The 19,991-nt window shown below is 31.8% G+C and carries 20 protein-coding genes, 1 tRNA gene and 2 pseudogenes; 2 read left to right on the top strand and 21 right to left on the bottom strand.

Translation table 11 applies throughout. The features are described from left to right. The first annotated feature begins 36 nt into the window (after positions 1-36). The gene (hemH, locus tag BGS43_RS07320; protein ID WP_002823718.1) at positions 37-948 is read left to right on the top strand and encodes a ferrochelatase; all 912 of its coding nucleotides are present in this window, start codon (positions 37-39) and stop codon (positions 946-948) included. A 59-nt stretch (positions 949-1,007) separates the two neighbouring features. Here hemH and BGS43_RS07315 read toward each other — a convergent pair. From BGS43_RS07315 to BGS43_RS07220, 21 genes and pseudogenes are all read right to left on the bottom strand, one after another. Next, positions 1,008-2,244: pseudogene (locus BGS43_RS07315) on the bottom strand (ammonium transporter). 302 nt (positions 2,245-2,546) lie between these two features. Next, a complete protein-coding gene (gene mnmH, locus BGS43_RS07310) occupies positions 2,547-3,545 on the bottom strand; it encodes a tRNA 2-selenouridine(34) synthase MnmH (protein ID WP_096569318.1) in 999 nt (332 codons plus the stop codon). Next, positions 3,535-4,020, bottom strand: a complete 486-nt coding sequence (locus tag BGS43_RS07305) for an HIT family protein (protein ID WP_002779479.1) — start codon at positions 4,018-4,020, stop codon at positions 3,535-3,537. The genes mnmH and BGS43_RS07305 overlap by 11 nt, the downstream gene beginning before the upstream one ends. A gap of 10 nt (positions 4,021-4,030) precedes the next feature. After that, a complete protein-coding gene (trpC, locus tag BGS43_RS07300) occupies positions 4,031-4,807 on the bottom strand; it encodes an indole-3-glycerol phosphate synthase TrpC (RefSeq protein ID WP_025398759.1) in 777 nt (258 codons plus the stop codon). Beyond that, positions 4,804-6,081 carry a tetratricopeptide repeat protein gene (locus tag BGS43_RS07295; RefSeq protein ID WP_096569315.1) on the bottom strand — a complete coding sequence of 426 codons (1,278 nt, stop codon included), beginning with the start codon at positions 6,079-6,081 and terminating at the stop codon, positions 4,804-4,806. The genes trpC and BGS43_RS07295 overlap by 4 nt, the downstream gene beginning before the upstream one ends. Then, positions 6,054-6,428 carry a YkgJ family cysteine cluster protein gene (locus BGS43_RS07290; RefSeq protein ID WP_025398757.1) on the bottom strand — a complete coding sequence of 125 codons (375 nt, stop codon included), beginning with the start codon at positions 6,426-6,428 and terminating at the stop codon, positions 6,054-6,056. Before BGS43_RS07290 ends, BGS43_RS07295 begins: the two co-directional genes overlap by 28 nt. Next, positions 6,418-7,119, bottom strand: coding sequence for a tRNA1(Val) (adenine(37)-N6)-methyltransferase (locus BGS43_RS07285; RefSeq protein ID WP_002825104.1), 702 nt, complete (start codon positions 7,117-7,119; stop codon positions 6,418-6,420). Before BGS43_RS07285 ends, BGS43_RS07290 begins: the two co-directional genes overlap by 11 nt. Before the next feature lie 2 nt (positions 7,120-7,121). Then, positions 7,122-7,274 (bottom strand): hypothetical protein, encoded by a 153-nt coding sequence (locus tag BGS43_RS09885; RefSeq protein WP_023890599.1) that lies wholly within the window; start codon positions 7,272-7,274, stop codon positions 7,122-7,124. A 50-nt stretch (positions 7,275-7,324) separates the two neighbouring features. Beyond that, positions 7,325-7,401: transfer RNA gene (locus BGS43_RS07280), tRNA-Arg, on the bottom strand. Positions 7,402-7,428: 27 nt separating this feature from the next. Further along, positions 7,429-9,504, bottom strand: coding sequence for an elongation factor G (fusA, locus tag BGS43_RS07275; protein WP_002825107.1), 2,076 nt, complete (start codon positions 9,502-9,504; stop codon positions 7,429-7,431). A 13-nt stretch (positions 9,505-9,517) separates the two neighbouring features. Continuing rightward, complete coding sequence (rpsG, locus tag BGS43_RS07270) at positions 9,518-9,988, bottom strand: 30S ribosomal protein S7 (RefSeq protein WP_002779471.1); 471 nt, start codon at positions 9,986-9,988, stop codon at positions 9,518-9,520. A gap of 69 nt (positions 9,989-10,057) precedes the next feature. Further along, complete coding sequence (gene rpsL / locus BGS43_RS07265; protein WP_002782934.1) at positions 10,058-10,444, bottom strand: 30S ribosomal protein S12; 387 nt, start codon at positions 10,442-10,444, stop codon at positions 10,058-10,060. A 327-nt stretch (positions 10,445-10,771) separates the two neighbouring features. Next, complete coding sequence (gene aldA / locus BGS43_RS07260; protein WP_044600753.1) at positions 10,772-12,211, bottom strand: aldehyde dehydrogenase; 1,440 nt, start codon at positions 12,209-12,211, stop codon at positions 10,772-10,774. 13 nt (positions 12,212-12,224) lie between these two features. Then, positions 12,225-12,542 carry an L-rhamnose mutarotase gene (locus tag BGS43_RS07255; RefSeq protein ID WP_002825110.1) on the bottom strand — a complete coding sequence of 106 codons (318 nt, stop codon included), beginning with the start codon at positions 12,540-12,542 and terminating at the stop codon, positions 12,225-12,227. Next, positions 12,543-13,313 (bottom strand): amidohydrolase family protein, encoded by a 771-nt coding sequence (locus BGS43_RS07250; RefSeq protein ID WP_096569312.1) that lies wholly within the window; start codon positions 13,311-13,313, stop codon positions 12,543-12,545. Continuing rightward, complete coding sequence (gene fucP, locus BGS43_RS07245; RefSeq protein ID WP_057044561.1) at positions 13,297-14,553, bottom strand: L-fucose:H+ symporter permease; 1,257 nt, start codon at positions 14,551-14,553, stop codon at positions 13,297-13,299. Before fucP ends, BGS43_RS07250 begins: the two co-directional genes overlap by 17 nt. Positions 14,554-14,563: 10 nt before the next feature. Beyond that, entirely contained in the window at positions 14,564-15,352 is a 789-nt protein-coding gene (locus BGS43_RS07240) for an SDR family oxidoreductase (protein ID WP_002874342.1), read from the bottom strand. Beyond that, positions 15,353-16,637 (bottom strand): annotated as a pseudogene (locus BGS43_RS07235) (MFS transporter). It abuts the gene before it with no gap. A gap of 11 nt (positions 16,638-16,648) precedes the next feature. Then, positions 16,649-17,815, bottom strand: coding sequence for a UxaA family hydrolase (locus BGS43_RS07230; protein ID WP_096569309.1), 1,167 nt, complete (start codon positions 17,813-17,815; stop codon positions 16,649-16,651). Positions 17,816-17,817: 2 nt separating this feature from the next. Further along, positions 17,818-18,081: a UxaA family hydrolase gene (locus tag BGS43_RS07225; protein ID WP_002779462.1), complete on the bottom strand. Its 264-nt coding sequence runs from the start codon at positions 18,079-18,081 to the stop codon at positions 17,818-17,820. After that, complete coding sequence (locus BGS43_RS07220; protein ID WP_042963915.1) at positions 18,078-18,986, bottom strand: dihydrodipicolinate synthase family protein; 909 nt, start codon at positions 18,984-18,986, stop codon at positions 18,078-18,080. Before BGS43_RS07220 ends, BGS43_RS07225 begins: the two co-directional genes overlap by 4 nt. A gap of 230 nt (positions 18,987-19,216) precedes the next feature. Here BGS43_RS07220 and BGS43_RS07215 point away from each other — a divergent pair, with 230 nt between their 5' ends. Then, on the top strand, positions 19,217-19,978 hold the full coding sequence (locus tag BGS43_RS07215; protein ID WP_002874336.1) for an IclR family transcriptional regulator: 762 nt from the start codon (positions 19,217-19,219) through the stop codon (positions 19,976-19,978). Positions 19,979-19,991: the final 13 nt, after the last annotated feature.

The raw sequence follows: 19,991 nt of genomic DNA, 5'->3' as shown, positions 1-19,991 counted from the left end.
TACTGAAGTAAAATAAAATTAAAAAAAGGTTTTTAGATGAAATTAGTTTTATTTTTAAATATGGGCGGAGCCACAAATTTACAAGATTGTGAAACTTTTTTAAAAAATATGTTTAATGATCCTTATATTTTGGGTATTAAAAATAAATTTATAAGAAGATTTGTGGCGTGGATTATTACGAAATCTCGCGTAAAAGCTATGAGAGAAAATTATAAACAAATGGGTGGAAAATCTCCACTCAATGAACTTACTCAAAGTTTGTGCGAAAAGCTTAATGCAAAAACAAAAGACTTTAAATTTGATTTTGTCAATCTTTATGTGCCGCCTTTTGCCAATGAAGTTTTGCAAAAATACACTTTAAGTGAAAATGATGAAATCATTCTTTTTCCACTTTATCCACACCACTCAAGCACCACAGTTACTTCATCGCTTGAAGTTTTGCAAAATGAAATTTTAAAACAAAAAATCAAGGCAAAAATAAAGATTGTAGATATTTTTTACGAAGATGAGCTTTATAATGAGACGATTGTTTCTCATATTTTGACCAAAAAAAGTGAGTTTGATGCTAAAACTTTAATTTTTTCAGCACATTCTTTACCGCAAAGTATTATCGACAAGGGCGATTTATATGAAAAACATGTCAATCATCATGTAGAGCTTTTAAAAGAAAGATTAAAAGATCATTTTGATGAAATTATCTTAGCTTATCAATCAAAATTAGGTCCAGTAAAATGGCTTGAGCCAAATACGAGCGATATTTTGGCAAATTTAGATAACAAAGCTTTGATTTATCCTATTTCTTTTTGCATAGATTGTTCTGAAACGATTTTTGAGCTAGGTATGGAGTATAAACATTTAGCAAAGTGCGATTATGATTTAATCACTTGCCCAAATGATAGTGATGAATTTATCCACTTTATTTTAAAGTATTTGTCTGATTTTAATTAAGAATGATTTTGAAGTCCTTGTTTATGATTACAAGGACTTTTTAGTAAAAATTTAGCCAACTAAGCTAAAGTATAAGCTTTTTCTCCGTGCAAACTCACATCTAAGCCTTTTTGCTCTACTTCTTCTTTTACTCTTAAGTCTGTAAAACAAGAGATAATCTTAAAAATAACAAAGCTTATAAGAGCTGACAAAACCACACAAATCACAATAGCAAAAATTTGCTCTTTTAAAAGTTCCAAACTTCCGCTGATAAAAAATCCCTCGCCAAGTGCATTTTGGGCAATCACATTAGGATTTACTTTAGCACTTGCAAAAAGCCCTGTGGCAATTCCTCCCCAAATACCTCCCGATTCCATGTAAAGAAAAGGCATCTAAAGAATCATCCCATTTGAGTTTGTATTTGATAAAACTTAAACCAAAATAACAAAACACAGAAGACAAAGTCCCTATAACAAGAGAAGCATAAATATCTACATAACCGCAAGCTGGAGTAATTCCCACAAGCCCTGCTACAAGCCCACTAAGTCCACCTAAAATAGTCGGTTTTTTATGGATGAGCCACTCAAGTACCACCCAAGATAAAAAGCCACAAGCTGCTGATATAATACTTACTATAAAAGCATTGATAGCAATATCATTCATTTCGCCAGCACTTCCAGCATTAAAACCTAACCATCCTATAAAAAGCAAAATCGCACCCAAGAAAGCATAAGGAATAGAATGCGCGTTTTTATCCTCATCATCACTTTTTCTAGCGCCTACCATCAAAGCTCCTACAAGTCCGGCAACCCCGGAGCTGATATGCACAACACCGCCCCCAGCAAAATCAAGACTTCCTCTTTTAAGCAAAAATCCCTCACTGCTCCAAATCATATGCGCTAACACATCATAAACTAAAGTACTCCAAAAAAGTAGAAATATCACCAAAACACCCAGTTTGATTCTTCCCACCAAAGAGCCTGTTATAATAGCAGATGCAATAAGTGCAAACATCATTTGAAAAATCACAAAAAGAATATTTGGAACGCCTGAAGCGTTGTATCCGCTAATACCCTCTAAGAGGAAATTCTCGAAATTTCCTACAAGCCCAAGTCCTTCATCTTTACCAAAAGAAAGACTAAATCCAAGCACTACCCATTGTAAAGTAATAACACCAAAAACAATAAAGCAATTCATTATGGTATTAAGAGTATTTTTACTTCTTACCATACCTGAATAAAACATTGCCAAAGCTGGAGTCATAAGCAAAACTAGCAAAGTACACAACACAATAAAACTTGAATTTATCGCATTCATTTACCTGTCCTTTCTTACAAAATTTAATTGCGAGATAATTATATTTAAAATGGTTTAAAAAAATATAAATTTAAGAAATATTTTATATATTTTTTTTATCAAAATTTATTTTTTTATCTTAAATTACTATAAATAGGTATTTTAAAAAATATTTTACTTCTCTATAATTCAAATTTACTAGCATTAAAATAAAAATTTGGGGCTAAACCAAAACAATAAAAAAGAATTCTTGCAAGATAATAAAGAAAATTTTGATGATTTAGTAAAAGTTTTTTTAAATTAAAAGTAGAAATTATCTAGTATTAAAAAAGCAATTGCGTTTTAAAATAGCCTAAAAGCTCTTCTTTGGCTTTGAAGATATCATCAGTGTTTAGCTCAAAATCTATTTTTTGTGGCTTTTTATAACTCTTATCATAATAAGCCAAAAGCAAAGCAATAAGCCTTTGCCATTCTCTTTGCTCATAACTTTTTAGCAAATCCTGACGAAGATTTACACTGATATAAGGACTGATCTTAGCAAGACATTCTTTAAATTTCAAAGGAGTCATTTTTTCTTGATAGATCTTTTGTATCCTGTCTATGCGCTTTTCTAAAGAACAAAAACAATGAATTTTAAATGCTTTTTGCATTTTTTCATAAAGCTTTAAAGGCAAAACTATTTCGCCTATTTTACGACTTTCACTCTCTATAAAGATAAAATCTTTTAAAGAATTTAAAGTATGAAAAAGGCTTGCTTCAAAAGCTTTTTGCGTAGGTTGAGTACCTAAAATATCGCCAAAAGAAGAGCCTAGATGATTTGCCATTTTTTCTAAATTTAAATGATGGGGTAAAAGCTCCAAAAGCTCTGTTTTTCCACAGCCTGTATTACCACAAAGAGCAAAAAATTCTAAATTTATTTCATTATCAAAATAATGTGCTAAAAAACTTCTATAAGCTTTAAAGCCACCCTTTAAACGCACCACTCTATAGCCTAATTCGCTCAAAATCACTGCGATAGATTTTGAACGCAAACCCCCACGAGAACAGTAAATTCCAATCTTATCTCCTATGCGGAATTTTTGAGTAAGCTCTAAGATATGCTTTGACATATTTTGACAAATATAACTCGCACCCCTAGCCTTAGCTAAGGCTTGATTTTTTTTATAAATTGTTCCTATTTCTTGATATTCTTCATCATTTAAAGCATAAAAATTCAGCGCCCCTATCAAATGAGAATGTAAAAATTCCCTAGGGCTTCTTGCATCGATTAAAAGAGAGAAATTTTCTTTTTGAAATTCTGCAAAATCTACTTCATTTAACATTTTTAAACGCCAAAACAAGTTTTTGATAAACTTGTTCTATATTGGTACCACAAACCCTAGTCTCTCCTATAGTGGTGATAAAATTAGTATCCCCTGCCCAACGCGGCACTAGGTGATAATGACAATGAGGAGCTATCCCAGCACCCGCATCTTTACTCAAATTCATACCGATATTTACCCCACCTGCATGGAGTTCACTTTTTAAAATTCTTACCCCTAGACGCACAAATTGACTTATCTCTTGCCAAGCTTCATCACTTAAATTTTCTATATGCTCTTCATGCAAATAAGGTATTATCATAAAATGCCCTGCAGAATAAGGATAGCGGTTCATCACGCCAAAACAATACTTAGCTCTAAAAATCACTCCTAATTCTTCGTCGCTTTTGATTTTATTAGCACAATCACAAAAAGGGCACTCGCTCTTTTCTTTTTCAAAATACTCACTTCGCCATGGTGCATACAAATACTGCATTTTTATCCTTTTAAAGCAAGGCTTTCAAAGCCTCTCCTTCATCGTTTTGACGCATAAAATATTCTCCGATTAAAAAAGCATCAACACCTAAATTTTGCAAATGCCTTAAAAAATCTTTATCCTCTAAGCCACTTTCTGCAATAATAATTTTTGAATTTGGAATTTGCGGGATGAGCTTCTCGCATAAATTCATATCCATAGAAAAATCATCTAAATTGCGATGATTTATACCTATAATATCAGCTCCTGAAAAAATCGCCTTACTCAAATCTTCTTTATCGTGAATTTCTATCAAAGCTTCAAGCCCCAAATGTCTTGCAAATTCAAGCAATCTTTTAAGCTCTTTCATACTTAACATTCTAGCGATAAGCAAAACAAAATCCGCCCCATAAACCAAAGCTTCTAAAATTTGATACTCATCAAAGATAAAATCCTTTCGTAATAAAGGAGCGCGCGTATAGCGGCGTATCATGCTAAGATATTCTAAGCTTCCTTGAAAAAAATGCGGTTCTGTTAAAACTGAAATAGCAGCAGCTCCATTTTTTTCGTATTTTAAAGCTATATCTAAAGGATCAAAATTTTCCCTTATAACCCCCTTGCTTGGACTGGCTTTTTTAACCTCTGCGATAATTCTTACTTCATTTTCTATTCTTTTTAAAGCAGCTTTAACATCTTTAGGAAAAAAAGGATTCGATGCTAAGGATCGTCCCAACATATCATAAGGCAGTTGCGCCTTACGCTCTTTTAAATCTTCTTTAGTTTTTTCAAAAATTTTATCTAAAATCATGGTTTAATACACGCCTTTATTGCTTTTGCATGAGCCTTGCTCTCATCAGAATTTGCAAATTCTTTATCCTCTAAAGTTTGCTTCAAAATTTCCCAAGCCTTTTTACAATCACCTTGTTTATAATACCCCCACGCTAAAGAATCCAAATAGTATAAATTTTGAGGCTCTTTTTTTAAGGCAAGTTCAACCAATTTCATACCTTTTTTAAGATCTAAATCATAATCTATCAATAAATACCCATAATAATTCAAATACAAAGCATCACTATTTTCATCAATCGCATTAGAAAATTTTTCGCTCACAAGAGCAACAACCTGCGGAGTGATTTTTTTATTCAAATTTGCTTCTTCAAATTCAAACACTGCTGCACGCAAAAGATATTCTTTCTCTTGAGTGCGTTTATAAATTTGCATACTAAGATCTTTAGCCTTGTTGTATAATTTTAACCTTTGATATAAATAAAGCTTCATATCATCATCTGCATTATATTTTAAAGCAAAATGCAATGCTTCTTTGTCTTTGTTTTGAGAACTTAAAAGCTCGATAAGAGCTAGGATAAAGCTTTTGTTTTTTGTAATATTATAAAGCTCTATATAAATTTCTTGTAAAGCTTTGCTATTGCCCTCATCATTATAAATCTTTGCTAGTAAAATGCAAGTTTTAAGAGTGCAACCATTAATATTTTTTGAATTTTCTAGTATATTTTTAATGCTTGAAGTATCATTTAATATAGCATAAACACCCACGAGCTTAAACAAAATCTCCTCGTTTTGAACTTGATTATAGGCTAGTTGATAATATTTTATGGCATCTTTTAAATTATTTTGGCGTATTAATACATCTCCATAAAGCTCTAAATTTCTTGGATCATCACTTTTTTTCTTTAAAAGCCCTTGGATAAGCTCTTGAGCTTCTTTAAGATTATAAGAATTTAAGGCATAAAGTGCACTAAGACGCTTAAGATTATCACTCTTACCAAGATAAGGCTTGGCTATATTATTTATCTCTTCTTTTTTATCAAGGTTGTTTGCTAGAGTTAGCAAAAATGCATTTTCTAAAAAATTAGTAATATTATAATCCCTAAAAAGTGCCAAAAACTCATCTCTAGCTTCTTCATATTGATTAAAATATTCATAATTATAAGCTTTCATGATCCTTAAATCAAATTCATTGCTCTTTTGCTGCTTATAATCGGGGTAAGCTATAATCGTTTTTGAAGCCCCACACGCAGTTAAAAAAAAGCCTATTAAGACAAATAACAAATTCCTATACATTCTTTTTTTAGCTCCTCTTGATGTGTTTTAAAATATTCCCAAAATGGAAAAGTTCTGCATTGTTTTGGACGAAAATCGTAGATACTACAATTTCTTTTTTGAGTATCAAAAAAAATGCAAGCAAAGCCATCTTCACACTCGACTTCCTTAAAACTCATTTTAAAGCCCACTTTTCTCAAGTATTTTTCAGCAAATTCTTTGCTTTCTAAATTTAAATGCTTTCTTAATGCTTCTAATTCTTCCTTGCTCGCAAAAATATTGCCACTTTCTCCTGTGCAACATTTTCCACCGCATTCTTGACAAGCATTTTCATTAAATCCATAAGAAAAATCTTTATTAAATATCATAACTTTCCAACCTAAATCTAGAGTGAATCTCTTGCATTTGCTCACTCAAATTCTCATTTTTATAGATAAAAAAAGGGGGTAAAATCTCACAAGGCGATTTTACACTTTTTCTAGCTTGCACCAAGACAAGTCTTGCTGAAATATTTTGATGAGTATGTATAAAACGAATTTTAGTTAATTTTAGCTTTTTACTCTCTAAAACAAGGCAAATTTTATCTAAAGCTAAAGCCTCATAACAAAAATATAACACTCCCATAGGCTTTAATAAAGCATTAGATCTGGCAATAAATTCATCTAATGTTAAATATTTTTGAAATTTACTTATATTTTTATGCGTATTTTTACCCTCATGCGCCCCATCTCTATAAAAAGGTGGATTACAAACTATAAAATCAAATTTTTTATCATTTTGAAAATTTCTAAAATCTTCATGCAATACTTCAGCTTGTATATTATTTTGTTTTAGATTACGATGAATGAGTTCTATATTTTCTTGTTGTATATCAAGCAAAGATAAATCTAAATTAGAAACAAATTTTTTAAGTAAAATTCCTATAATACCACATCCCGAACCTACTTCCAAGACTTGATTTTTAATACCCATTTCTAAAACAAAATCAGCTAAAAGTAAAGAATCGCTGTTGTAACGATAACCGTCACTCAATTGGGCTAATTTAATACTATCTTGCATTTTCAATGGGTTGGAATTTTAATTCTTTTTAAAGGAGTATTTTCTTTGCTTGTGTTTTGTTCCTGTTTTAAAACATTATTTTGACTTGCAAAATCTATAAAATTTTGAGCAAAAAGTAAGGAAGATAATGATATTGTGAAAAAAAATTTCAACATAATTTTCCTTGAAATTTATATTCTATTTAAGTTTATTTAAAAAATTTAAATGGTGTCCACGGCGAGATTCGAACTCACGACCTCAAAATTAGGAATTTTGCGCTCTATCCTGCTGAGCTACGAGGACAAAAGCGGGAAAATCCCGCTTTAATACTTAACCATTTCTCTTTTTAATGATTTCCTCAGCAACATTTTTAGGAACTTCATCATAATGATCAAATTCCATAGAATAAGTCGCACGACCTTGAGTTTGGCTTCTAAGATCAGTTGAATATCCAAACATTTCAGCCAAAGGACAAAATGCTGTGATGATTTTATTTCCGCCTCTTTCATCCATGCTATTTACTTGACCACGACGCTTATTAAGGTCACCAATTACATCACCCATATAATCTTCAGGAGTTTCAACTTCAACCTTCATCATAGGCTCAAGGATTACAGCACCTGCTTTTCTAGCACCCTCTTTAAAGCCCATAGAAGCAGCAAGTTTAAATGCCATCTCTGATGAATCCACCTCATGGTAGCTTCCATCATAAACAGTTACTTTAACATCTTCTACTGGATAACCTGCTAAAACACCATTTTGCAATGCTTCTTGAACACCCTTATCTACTGCAGGAATATATTCTTTTGGAATCACCCCACCTTTGATATCATTAACAAACTCATATCCACTTCCTGGCTCAAGCGGTTCAAGGCGTAAGAATACATGTCCATACTGACCACGACCGCCTGATTGCTTAGCGTATTTGTATTCTTGCTCAACAGTTTTTCTAATGGTTTCGCGGTAAGCAACTTGAGGTTGTCCCACTTCAGCTTCCACTTTAAATTCACGAAGCATACGATCAACAATAATTTCAAGGTGTAACTCACCCATACCTGAAATGATAGTTTGGCCACTTTCTTCATCCGTAGAAACTCTAAAGCTTGGATCTTCTTGAGCTAGTTTATTTAGTGCAATAGACATTTTTTCTTGATCTGCTTTAGTTTTTGGTTCTACTGCAACAGAAATAACAGGATCTGGGAAATCCATTCTTTCAAGAATTACTTTATCTTTTTCACTTGCAAGAGTATCCCCTGTTAAAGTATCTTTAAGTCCTACAACTGCACCGATTTCTCCTGCGTAAAGAACTTTAATTTCTTCTCTTTTATTAGAGTGCATTTTTAACAAACGACCAATTCTTTCTTTTTTATCTTTGGTTGAGTTATAAGCATAAGAACCGCTTTCTAAACATCCACGATAAACACGCACGAAAGTCAATTGTCCTACAAATGGGTCAGTCATGATTTTAAATGCAAGTCCTGCAAATTCGCCATCATCAGTTGATTTTACAGAAACTTCTGTTCCGTCTTCATATTCCCCTTTGATATTAGCAACTTCATCTGGAGCTGGCAAATAAGCCACAACAGCATCAAGTAAAGGTTGAACACCCTTATTTTTAAATGCAGTTCCACAAAGCATAGGAACAATAGAAAGACTTAAGCACCCTGCTTTAATACCGGTTTTAATTTCCTCGAGGCTTAATTCTTCACCGCCTAGATATTTTTCCATTAACTCATCTGAAGTTTCTGAAACTGCTTCTATCATTTTTGTGCGATATTCTTCTGCTTTTTCTTTAAGTTCAGCTGGAATTTCTTTTTCTACATAATCCGTTGGCTTAGTATCATCTTCCCAAACTAAAGCTTTCATAGTTACAAGATCGATTACGCCTTTAAAATTATCCTCAGCGCCAATTGGAATTTGGAGTGGAACTGGATTAGCTTTTAAGCGATTACGAATTTGATCTTCTACATTATAGAAGTTTGCGCCGATTCTATCCATTTTATTTACAAAAACTATTCTTGGAACACCATATTTATTTGCTTGTCTCCAAACAGTTTCGCTTTGAGGTTGTACCCCACCTACTGAACAAAATACTGCAACAGCACCATCAAGAACACGCATAGATCTTTCAACTTCTATAGTAAAGTCCACGTGGCCCGGAGTGTCTATAAGGTTAATTTGATGATCTTTCCAAAAACAAGTTGTTGCAGCAGAGGTAATAGTAATACCTCTTTCTTTTTCTTGCTCCATCCAGTCCATAGTCGCAGCACCATCATGCACCTCGCCTATCTTATGACTCATACCTGTAAAGAAAAGAATTCTCTCACTTGTAGTTGTTTTTCCTGCATCAATATGTGCAGCAATACCGATATTTCTAACTTTTTTTAAAGGAGTATTTCTTGACATACACACTCCTTCCTTACCAACGATAGTGAGCAAATGCTTTATTTGCTTCAGCCATTTTATAAGTATCTTCTTTCTTCTTAAATGAAGCACCTTTGCTATTAGCAGCATCCAAAAGCTCAGCTGCAAGTTTATCAATCATGGTTCTTTCGCTTCTTTTTCTTGCAAAAGAAATAATCCAACGAATCGCCAAAGCTTGTTGTCTAGCAGGACGAACTTCAACTGGAACTTGATAGGTCGCACCACCAACACGACGAGATTTTACTTCTAATAAAGGCTTAATATTTTCAATCGCATCATTAAAAATATCAATACCTTTTTTCTCGCCACCTTTTTTATCGATAGCTTCTAAAGCACCATACATAATTGTTGTAGCTGTGCTTTTTTTGCCATCATACATTAAAGAATTAATAAATTTTGTGATTACTTTATTACCATAAATCGGATCAGGCAAGACTTCTCTTACCGGAGCTTTTCTTCTTCTCATTATTTTTCCTTCAAATTTTAAATTTTACTCAAACAAAATCAAATCTAACGGATTTGTCTGTATGAATGATTATTTTGCAGCGCCTGCTTTAGGGCGTTTAGCACCATATTTAGAACGAGAAACTGTTCTTTTTGCAACACCTGCTGTATCAAGAGCACCACGAACGATGTGATATTTAACCCCTGGTAAGTCTTTTACCCTACCGCCACGCACTAAAACAATGCTGTGTTCTTGTAAGTTATGACCTTCACCGCCAATATAGCTGATCACTTCAAAGCCACTAGTAAGTCTTACTTTGGCAACTTTTCTTAACGCTGAGTTTGGTTTTTTAGGTGTTGTAGTATAAACCCTAGTGCAAACTCCCCTTCTTTGTGGACAATTTTTAAGCGCTGGAGATTTAGATTTTTCTAAAACTTTTTTGCGCTCTTTTCTAACCAATTGATTTATGGTAGGCACAATAATTCCTTTCTTTAAAAATGTAATAAACTTTGGATGATATCTAAAATTTACTTACAAAAATATAAACTAGAAATAATTTAAATGCTTTTAAAAATTTTTATAAAATAAACCTACATAATTTACATTAATATTTATAAAACATAAACTAATTTTTAATTATTGTTTTACTTATAAAAATAATCTTACTCATTTTAGACAAAATGAAAAATTCCAAAATTGATTTTAAGAAATTGCTAAAAAAGTGTTTAATCCATAGTTATAAAGCATCATACTTGATTCCAAGATTATAATAACTCCTATCTAAAAATTTAGATAGGATAAAAATCATTGTTTATTAGTATTATACTGCAAATATACCACATGGGTAGCTAAATATTCTTCAAGACCATGTTTTCCATCAGCTCCGCCTATGCCACTTTTTCTAAAGCCTGCATGAAAACCTTGCATAGCCTCAAAATTTTCACGATTAATATAAGTTTCACCAAATTTAATTTCTCTACTAGCTCTCATTGCTATATCTAAATTTTGTGTATAAATAGAACTTGTAAGACCATATTCACAATCATTTGCCATATCAATAGCTTCATCAAGTGTATCAAATTTAGCAATAGGTAAAATCGGAGCAAAAATTTCTTTTTGCATGATCTCATCTTCGTGTTTAACATTAGTAAGAACGCTTGCGGGAAAATAATACCCACTTGTATCAGTGATTTTTCCACCGCATTCTACAATCGCTCCTTTAGCTGTAGCTCTTTGAAGCATTGCCAAAGCATTATCAACTCCTGCTTGATTGACCAATGGTCCCATATCAAAATCACCCTTTAAAGTATTTCCAACACTTACTTTACTCATGGCTTTTACAAATTTGTCTACAAATTCATCATAAACGCTTGTATGCACATAAGCTCTTTCAGCACAATTACAAACCTGTCCGTTATTGCAAATTCTACTTGCTTTAATCGCTTCTACTGCTAAATCAATATCCGCATCTTTGCACACTATAGCTGGCGCCTTTCCACCAAGTTCTAAAGAAACTTTGATAATATTTTTAGCTGCAGCTTCCATTACTCTAGTCCCTGCTTCAACACTTCCTGTAAGACTTACCATACCTATATTTTCATTGCTTGATAATTCATATCCTACTACACTGCCTTTACCTGCAACTAAGTTAAAAACACCTTTTGGTAAAGAACTTTGCGAAACAAGCTTTGCAAATTCAAAAGCATTGTTTGGAGTTTCACTGCTTGGCTTTATAACAATAGTATTTCCTGTTAGTAAAGCAGGTGCCATCTTCCTTGCGATTAAGAAAAATGGAAAATTCCAAGGTAAAATTCCACCAATTACCCCAATAGCACTTTTATATAAATATATATGCTCATTAGCCCTATCGCTTTGTATGATTTCACCCTCATATCTTCTAGCCCATTCGGCCGTATAATCCATATAATCTGCTGTAAAATTAATCTCTATGCTAGCCAAAACTCTGGTTTTTCCTTGCTCTTGCATTAAAACTTCGGTTAAGAAATTAGCATTTTTGCGTATTAAACTAGCTATTTCTCTTAAATGATTTGCTCTCTCAATTGCTGGCTTAGTCTCCCAAGATTTTTGTGCTTTTTTGGCTGCTTCAATCGCTCTTTTAGTATCTTCTAAAGAAGCACTCGCTACTTTTGAAATTACTTCTTTAGTAGCTGGATTTAAAACTTCGATAAAATCCCCATTATGTGGGATAAATTCTCCATCAATATAATTTAAATAAGTTGTCATTTTTTCTCCTTTTTTAGTCTAAGTGAAACACTTCTTCCATATTTAGCCACTTTTGTCCTGCATAACCTAAAGATATTTGACAAGGATCTGTTACTTTCCACCATTTTTGCGTGTTTTCATCTCTTGCCATCTTAGCCATATCCGCTTCAAAATCAGCACCCACATATTCAAAATATGCAAATAAATATTCTCCAAACAAATAAATGGAATAATTTTGTATATTACATTCTTTAATCATCTCACAAACCCCTTCATAAGGCTTTGCATGAAGATTTTTATATTTTTGTATCTTCTCTTTTTTTATCTTTATGATTTGACCGTATCTTTGCATTCATTCTCCTTTATAAATTGATAAAGCATTTTTATAAAATATCAAGTCCAAATCTTTAAAAACCTTACTTTGCATAATCAACTCAATCCATTGCTTTGGAGACAAATTAGACACTGGATAATTGCTGCCAAATATAAACTTATCCTCGCTAAAATTTTCTTTTAAAAAAGCAAAAAGTTCAAAAATAAATTCCTTGGGAGTTTCTTGTGAAAAATCATCAGGAGTAGAAAGCTTGATATATAAATTTGGAAATTTTTTCAAAAGATTTAAATCTTTTTTGTATTCATTTAAACGATTTATTTTTGGACTTCCTAGATGATTTAAAACTACTTTTAAATTTGAATTTTTATTTAAAAAATTTTCCAAAAAACTGAGTTCTTCATTTTTCATACAAGCTTCAAAAGGTATATTAAAAGTTTTTAAAATTTCTATTTTTTCTTCAAAGTCTGCTTCAAATAGTCTTTTAGCTCCTTTTTTGCTTACATGCATTACTTCTCTAAAAGAATTAAGTTTTTCTTTATGTTTTAAATCTGCTAGGCAAAGCAAAAGATTATGAAGCTTTTTTTGTTCCAAAGCAAACAAGATTTCCTTTTCTAAATCATCACTATTAACCTCAACATACATAGCACCTATAAATTCAAATTCTTTATATTCTTGTTTCATCCTAAAAAAATCATAATTTTGCTCTAATTTTTCATCGTCTTTTATCCATGAAATAGGTATTTTTCCCAAATCCCAAAGGTGCAGATGAGCATCAAAAATCTTTTGCATTTTTTCTCACTTTTGAACCTATAAAGCCATACCAAGCCACATATAAAAACAAAGGTGCCATTGCTAAATACCCAGTGCCTGTACCATAATGATCATTAATAAAGCCTATAATTATAGGCATAATCGCTCCACCTACTATACTCATCACAAGCAAAGATCCGCCTAGTTTTACTTGATTTAAAGGTAAATTTTTTGTTGCTACCGCAAAAATAGTAGGAAAAGAAATAGACATAAAGAAAAATAAAGCTATTAAAAGCACTATGCTAAAAAACCCGCTAGCAAAATATAAACTAAGACATATAAGCACATTGATTAGAGAATAAAATCCTAAAATTTTTTCACCTTTGATTATCTTCATCAAAGGAGTAGAAACAATGCGTCCTAACATAAATGCAACCAAAGCTATAGAAAAATAATAAGCACCTTGCGCATCTTTTAAACCTTCATTATGTTCTACAACATAATTGATAAAAAAAGCTCCTGCTGTAACTTGATTGGCTATATACAAAAACTGCGCTAAAAGCCCTAAATTAAAATGTCTGTGTTTAAAAACATATATAGGCTTAGAATCATCTTTTTGCTTATAATCATCACTTACCGCACTTCCTTCTGGAAGCTTATTTGCAACAAAAGCAATTAAAATCAAAATAACAATGACAGCAATTCCTATATAAACAAGCTGGACATTTCCCATATTGGCTACCAATGCAGCCTCGATTTGCTCTTTACTCGCACCCTCTTCTTGTTTAGTAATAGATAAAAATAAAGCTCCGCCTATAATAGGTCCTACAAATTGCCCCAAACCATTAAAACTTTGCGCAGCATTGATTCTAAAACTCGCATTTTTTTCATCACCAAGCTTTGTCATGTAGGGATTTGCACTAGTTTCTAAAGAACCAATACCACAAGCTAAAATAAAAAACGCAAACAAAAACAAATGAAAAGAAGCCAAATTTGTAGCAGGTATAATAAGCAAAGCTCCTATGGCATAAAGAGCTAAGCCAAAAATGATTCCCATTTTATAAGAAAATCTATTGGCTATATAACCTGCGGGTAAGGCTATGATAAAATAAGCACCAAAATAAGCAAACTGTAAAAAGCCACTTTCATGCTGGCTAATATGAAGATGATTTTGAAAATTTTTATTCATCACATCAATAAGTCCATAGCTTACTCCCCATAAAAAGAAAAGAGAAGTTACCAAAACAATAGCTATTTTTATATTTTTAGAATCAGTCATTTTTTACTCCTTAGTTTTCATCCCAATTTAATGCTCTATCTAAATGCACATAACCTCCATCTGGCATTAAAATTTGCCCTGTAGTATGTGAAGCAAGGGGACTAAGTGTAAAAACCGCTGTATTTGCAATTTCCTCTATGGTAGTAAAACGATGGCCTAAAGGTATAGCTTTTGCGATTTTTTCATATTGCTCTTTAGGATTAGGAAAATTTTGCAGCCATTTTTCATAAAGAGGAGTCATAACTTCAGCAGGAGCTATAGCATTTACCCTAACATTATCCTTAGCAAAAGCACAAGCCCATTCTCTAGTAAAACCCATTTGAGCCGCTTTGGCCGAAGCATAAGCTGAAGTTCTTCCTTGTCCTGTGATGCCTGTTTTACTCACTATATTTAAAATACTGCCTTGTTCTTTTTTAATGTAAGGCAAACATTCTTTTGTCATAGTATAATAATGAAAAAGATTATTTTCATAAGATTTTATCAAATCTTGAGTACTTGTATTTTCAATATGTAAATTATCATTTGCACCTGCATTATTTACAAGAGCATAGATTCCACCATGTTTGATAGCAACTTTTTTTACAAGCTTTTCAATTTGCTCATAATTTTTTAAATCAATTTCATAAAATTCATACTCACTGGATAATTTTTTTAATTCTTTATCGTGCTCTTTAGGCATAGATCTTGAAAAAATTACAGGAATTCCGCCTTCGCTTGCCCATAATTTAGCAATACCATACCCAATACCTTTAGCCCCTCCTGTAATAATACAAACCTTATTTTTAATTTTTAAATCCATTTATTCTCCTTTATCTAAATTTAAAGTTATTTTTAAATGTATTAATACCAATACGCCTAAAATTGCTATCAATGCTAACACTATAAGTCCAAACTCAACTCCAAAATGATTTTCTATATGTTTTTAGAGCAGGAGCTGGAAAACCTCCTAAATTTCCCAAGGATCCTATAAGAGCAATAGCAGCCGCGGCTCCTTTTCCTTTTAAAACTTGAGTTGGCAAATTCCAAAATATAGGCTGAATGACTATAAAACCTATAGCAGCCAAGCTAATAAAAAATAAAAATGCCGCCAAATTTGTAACAAAAGTTGAAGCTATCATGCTCAAACTTGCTAGCAGTAAAAATAAAATCGCATGTAAATTCCAAGAATGTTTTTTATCAGCCAATGAGGTAAATATTGGCAAGGCGATAAAAACAAAAATCCAAGGTATGGCATTTAAAAGTCCAACTTCAAAACCTACATTTATTTGCAATATTTGGGCAATTTTACTTGGTAAATAAAAAAGCACTCCATAAACACTTAATTGAATACAAAAATAAACAAATACAAATTTCCACACCAAAATACTTTTAAAAATATCTTTTATAGAATAATCCTTAGCTTTAGTATTGGAAATTTCAATATGTTTTAGCAAAATATCTTTTTCTTTTATATCTAACCATTTTGCATCTTTTGGATGTGAATCAAGATAAAATAAACAAAAAATACCTACTAAAACGGTAATACCTCCTTCTATTAAAAACATCCATTGCCAATTTTTAAAATATATATTTGGTGTATAATCAAGTATAAAACCGCTAATTAAAGAACCAAAAACAAAAGCAATTGGAACTCCCATTTGATAAATTCCATAAGCCTTAGATCGATATATAACTGGGAAAAAATAACTAAGGTATAAAATAATGCCTGGACTAAAACCTGCTTCAGTTAAACCCAATAAAAATCTTAATACATAAAAACTTATTTCTCCTTGTATAAAAATCATTGCCATAGTTACAAGACCCCAAGTGATCATTATACGGCTCAACCAAATTTTTGCTCCTAATTTATGCAAAAATAAATTTGAAGGCACTTCAAAAATGGCATAACCTATAAAAAATATTCCAGCACCCAAAGCATAAGCAGCCTCACCGATGCCTGCATCAATTTCTATATGAGATTTCACAAAGCTAATATTTGTCCTATCAAGCATAGAAAGACAAAACATCAAAACAATCAAAGGCAAAATACGCCAAGATATTTTTTTACATACTAATTCTAACTTTATTGAATTTACATGTTTCATTACTTTACCCTTTAACAAGTTGTAGCAAGTCTCCAAACCGAAAAGTCGTTTTGTTCGTTAAGCTCGGCTTTTACCAATTCTCCTTTAGAAATTCGAACGATTAGATCTATAAGCTCATCGCGCACTTCTTCTTTTGTTTTTATTCCATCTATAATGCTTCCTGCATTAATATCAATAGCATCATTCATATTTTCATAACAAAAGGTATTAGAACTCATTTTGATAGTAGGCACTATAGCCGAACCCGTAGGAGTGCCACGACCAGTAGTAAAAACACAAATATTTGCACCACCTGCCACCATAGCACTAAGTTGCTCTATATCATTGCCTGGTGTATTCATAAAAGTTAAACCTTTAGAAACCACAGGCTTAGCATAATCAATCACATCCATTAAGGTTCTAGTTCCTGCCTTATAAACACAGCCTAAAGATTTTTCCTCTATAGTACTAAGTCCGCCTGCAATATTTCCTGGACTAGGATTTGCCCCTCGAATATCAGCACGAAAAGACTTGACTAAATTCTCATAACCTAAAATCTTATCATATACCCTTTTAGCTATTTCATCATTTTTTGCTCTCTTGGTAAGTATAGCTTCACAACCTATAAGCTCTGTAGTTTCTGCTAAAATTACCGCACCACCCTCATCGATTACAAAATCACTCAAACTTCCTAAAGCAGGATTAGCACTAAGTCCGCTATAGCTATCACTTCCACCGCATTCTGTGCCTAAAATCAAATCACTGAAATCTCCCTCACTTTTTTGTAATTTTGCAGCACTTTCAAGCATTTCATTGACTATTTTGATACCATTTTCAATGGTATTTTTACTACCACCACATTCTTGTATCACTAAATATTCAACCTTTTTATAAGGCGTTGCTTCTTTGATTTTTTCTGCTACTGCTTTGGCTTGTATTACCTCACAACCAAGCCCTATAATTAAAACACCAAAAACATTGGCATTGCTCCCATGACCTATTAAAACATCTCTAGTTTGTAAAGCATCAAATTCAAGCTGGGAGCAACCATGCTGATGGTTGATATAAACTGCTCCATTACATTTTCTAGCTATATTTTCACACACTTTATTAGCACAATGTACACTTGGTATGATAATGACTTTATTTCTTAAGCCAAATTTTCCATCTTCCCTTCTATAACCCATTATCTTTTTCATTTTCATTCCTTATCTCCACGACCTCTAATTCCCGCAGTATTATGGATATGCACCCATTCCCCTGTACTAATATCGCAACTTGCACTAGCTATAGCTTCTGCGTATTTGATAATAATTTCATCTTTTTTTATATCCTTTAGTGCAAATTTATGTCCGCTTGCAATATCATTTAAAAGCTCAATATTTGCCACTTTTTCGCCTTTTTTAAAGTCACGCAAAGCTGTGGCAACATTGTCTTTTTCATTGACTATAATATATCCTTTCATAGTTTTATACCTGTTTCTTTTTCTATAGTTTTAATAAGCTCTTTTGCTTCATCAAAGCGAGTGTTTAATTCTTCTTTTGTAGCAGGTGATAAAGGATGAATACTAGCATTTACAAATTCAAATCCTCTGGCCTTTAAAAGCAAAGCAAAACCCATAGGAAAAGCTATACTCATACCAAATCTTATGGCCTTTGATAAACTTTTTTGTATTAGCAAAGCTCTGCCTATATTTTTTTCATTGATTGATTTGTAAATTTCACTCATAAGTTCTGGAAAAACTCCACCTATGCTAGTCATAGAACCTTTTGCACCTGCTAATAATGCACCTACATAAAATTCTTCTCTTCCTACAAAAACATCAAAATTACTAGGTACTACATCTAAAATATGATTTAAAAGCAAAGCATCTCCGCTACTATCTTTTATACCCACAACATTATCAAGCTTTGAAACCTTTTCTATAAATTTTAAGCTTAGTGCTGGTGCAAAAAGAGGTATATTATAAACATATAAGGGAAGTTTCACTTCAGAAGCTAAATATTTTACATATTCAAAAAGTGCATCTTCACTCAATTTATAATAATAAGGCATAGCAAGTAATAAGGCATCAAGACCTAATTCATAAGCTTTTTGCGCCAAAATAAAAGTGTTTTCATAAATTGTCGAGGTAATACCCGTGATGATAGGTATATTATTTTTTGTAGCCTTTTTGGTGAGTTTCATTAACTTAACTTGCTCTTCCACGCTCAAAGCTTGAGAATCCCCTGCACTTCCATTACAAAACAATCCGTTCAAGCCTTTAGAAATACCAAATTCACAATAGCGAATAAATTCTTTTTCATTGATACTTCCATCATCTTTATATGGAGTAAGTAAAGCCGGTAAAGTTCCTTTTAAAATTCCCATTTTTTTTCCTTTCGTATATACAAAAATATATTTATATACAAAAAATATAACAAAATATTTGTAAAAAAATCAAGCTGTTAACTTGGTAAAAATTCGTATTTTATTCTTATTAACTGCCAATTTTTACAAAAAAATATTAAAATTAATAAATAATAAAAATTATGATTTTATGTTACTAAAAGTAAAAAATATGCTAAAATTTATAAAAATAAAACAAGGATAAAGACAATATGCATCAGCCCACTCTTAGAGTGTTAAATATTCTAGAATTACTTGCAAAAGAAAAGCTTACCTTAAGTGCTATAGCTAAAAAATTAAACATTCCTGCTGGAACTCTTTGGCCTATTTTACAAACTCTTCAAGAAAAAAAATATATCAAATGTGATTTAAAAAATAAAAGTTATTATTTGGATTTTAAGATTATAGAATTAGGATGTAATATAAAAAATGAAAATAATATTTTTGAAATAATCAAAAAGCATATGAAAAATATAAGAAATTTAACCAATCAAACTTGTCAAATGGGAATTTTAAAAGATGGAAATGTGCTTTATTTAGAAAAAATTGATGCCAATAATACAGTGCAATTAAAATCTTTTATAGGCACTTCGTATCCTGCTTATGCAACATCTTTAGGCAAAGCCTTACTATCAAATAAAAATAAAAAGGAATTAGAAAAACTTTATCCTAAAAATTTTGATAAAATTACAGAAAACACCTTAAATAATATAAATGAACTCTATCAACAAATCAAACAAATTAGAAAAGAAAAAATTGCCATAGAAATTGGAGAAATGAATCCTCAAATTGAATGTATGGCTATAGGCATAGAACATAAAAATAAAATAATTGCTGCCATTAGTATATCTTATCTAATTTATTGCTCCAATAAAGCTTTTAGAGAAAAAAATAAAAAAATACTTCTAGAAGAAAAAAATAAAATAGAAAAAGTTTTAAAAATTTATTTTAATGATTTAGATACACTGTATTAATATAGCCCAGAAG

Source organism: Campylobacter sp. 110, from assembly GCF_002383965.1.
Classification (GTDB): Bacteria; Campylobacterota; Campylobacteria; order Campylobacterales; family Campylobacteraceae; genus Campylobacter_D; species Campylobacter_D coli.
Note: the sequence above shows the minus strand (reverse complement) of the source record. Positions and strands in the feature narration are given on the sequence as shown.

What these genes read in the sequence shown, in the direction of transcription:
- hemH (WP_002823718.1), top strand. Translation starts at nt 37, where the DNA reads ATGAAATTAGTTTTATTTTTAAATATGGGCGGAGCCACAAATTTACAA.
- mnmH (WP_096569318.1), bottom strand. Translation starts at nt 3,545, where the DNA reads ATGTTAAATGAAGTAGATTTTGCAGAATTTCAAAAAGAAAATTTCTCT.
- BGS43_RS07305 (WP_002779479.1), bottom strand. Translation starts at nt 4,020, where the DNA reads ATGCAGTATTTGTATGCACCATGGCGAAGTGAGTATTTTGAAAAAGAA.
- trpC (WP_025398759.1), bottom strand. Translation starts at nt 4,807, where the DNA reads ATGATTTTAGATAAAATTTTTGAAAAAACTAAAGAAGATTTAAAAGAG.
- BGS43_RS07295 (WP_096569315.1), bottom strand. Translation starts at nt 6,081, where the DNA reads ATGTATAGGAATTTGTTATTTGTCTTAATAGGCTTTTTTTTAACTGCG.
- BGS43_RS07290 (WP_025398757.1), bottom strand. Translation starts at nt 6,428, where the DNA reads ATGATATTTAATAAAGATTTTTCTTATGGATTTAATGAAAATGCTTGT.
- BGS43_RS07285 (WP_002825104.1), bottom strand. Translation starts at nt 7,119, where the DNA reads ATGCAAGATAGTATTAAATTAGCCCAATTGAGTGACGGTTATCGTTAC.
- BGS43_RS09885 (WP_023890599.1), bottom strand. Translation starts at nt 7,274, where the DNA reads ATGTTGAAATTTTTTTTCACAATATCATTATCTTCCTTACTTTTTGCT.
- fusA (WP_002825107.1), bottom strand. Translation starts at nt 9,504, where the DNA reads ATGTCAAGAAATACTCCTTTAAAAAAAGTTAGAAATATCGGTATTGCT.
- rpsG (WP_002779471.1), bottom strand. Translation starts at nt 9,988, where the DNA reads ATGAGAAGAAGAAAAGCTCCGGTAAGAGAAGTCTTGCCTGATCCGATT.
- aldA (WP_044600753.1), bottom strand. Translation starts at nt 12,211, where the DNA reads ATGACAACTTATTTAAATTATATTGATGGAGAATTTATCCCACATAAT.
- BGS43_RS07255 (WP_002825110.1), bottom strand. Translation starts at nt 12,542, where the DNA reads ATGCAAAGATACGGTCAAATCATAAAGATAAAAAAAGAGAAGATACAA.
- BGS43_RS07250 (WP_096569312.1), bottom strand. Translation starts at nt 13,313, where the DNA reads ATGCAAAAGATTTTTGATGCTCATCTGCACCTTTGGGATTTGGGAAAA.
- fucP (WP_057044561.1), bottom strand. Translation starts at nt 14,553, where the DNA reads ATGACTGATTCTAAAAATATAAAAATAGCTATTGTTTTGGTAACTTCT.
- BGS43_RS07240 (WP_002874342.1), bottom strand. Translation starts at nt 15,352, where the DNA reads ATGGATTTAAAAATTAAAAATAAGGTTTGTATTATTACAGGAGGGGCT.
- BGS43_RS07230 (WP_096569309.1), bottom strand. Translation starts at nt 17,815, where the DNA reads ATGAAAAAGATAATGGGTTATAGAAGGGAAGATGGAAAATTTGGCTTA.
- BGS43_RS07225 (WP_002779462.1), bottom strand. Translation starts at nt 18,081, where the DNA reads ATGAAAGGATATATTATAGTCAATGAAAAAGACAATGTTGCCACAGCT.
- BGS43_RS07220 (WP_042963915.1), bottom strand. Translation starts at nt 18,986, where the DNA reads ATGGGAATTTTAAAAGGAACTTTACCGGCTTTACTTACTCCATATAAA.
- BGS43_RS07215 (WP_002874336.1), top strand. Translation starts at nt 19,217, where the DNA reads ATGCATCAGCCCACTCTTAGAGTGTTAAATATTCTAGAATTACTTGCA.